2 protein-coding genes are annotated in these 677 nt (G+C 52.7%); both read left to right on the forward strand.

The genetic code is table 11. The annotated features are described in order from the left end of the window. Positions 1-330 (forward strand): HD-GYP domain-containing protein (locus B2R17_RS16625; RefSeq protein ID WP_286764867.1); only part of this gene is annotated, 330 nt, incomplete at its 5' end. Further along, a partial coding sequence (locus tag B2R17_RS16630; RefSeq protein WP_286764868.1) for a hypothetical protein occupies positions 291-677 on the forward strand: 387 nt, incomplete at its 3' end. The genes B2R17_RS16625 and B2R17_RS16630, both read left to right, overlap by 40 nt.

A 677-nucleotide genomic window follows, 5' to 3' on the forward strand; every position in this document is an offset into this window, starting at 1 on the left:
TTGATCAAGAAACATCCCGGTGATGGGTTCAAACAACTCGCGCTGCGTGATGATTTGACCTTTGGTCAATTGATGATGGTGTATCAACACCATGAAAGAATGGATGGCGGCGGCTATCCCGTCGGAACGATCGGCGAAGACATTCATCCATGGGGCCGCCTGTGTGCCGTGGTAGATATCTATGAAGCCGTCACAAGCCAACGTCCTTACCGGACACCTATGTCACGCGAAGATGCGTGTAACCTGATTCGTCGCGAAAGCGGCAAGGCCCTCGACCCGGAGATGGTGGAATGCTGGATTTCAATTATCCACAGCACTATGCCGAAGTAGTCAGGGCAACCGAATGGAAGATTGATCTTCCTGAGGCATGGGAGGACTACTTCCATGAGTCCGGCGTGGCACCGGTGAACTACTGCGACCAACGACAAGCACAGCGTCGCATCGTTCGTACTTGTGGATTGCTGTACTTTGAAAAGGCGTTGCCCAGTTTTCCTCGAGCGTTTCATCCCGTCGGGATCTTTACTCGAGACTTCTCAAAGAACGCGTGTGGAATCCTCTCTCCGGTTGAGCTGTTTCCGGAAGAGGACGTTCGTCTGATCTTGCCAACATTCTGGTTGCAGCTTCGAGTCGTTCGTGCCTACCGGCATCAAGCCAACTGCTTTGAGATCGGCTTGAGG

This window comes from Rhodopirellula sp. UBA1907 (assembly GCF_002337565.1).
Classification (GTDB): domain Bacteria; phylum Planctomycetota; class Planctomycetia; order Pirellulales; family Pirellulaceae; genus Rhodopirellula; species Rhodopirellula europaea.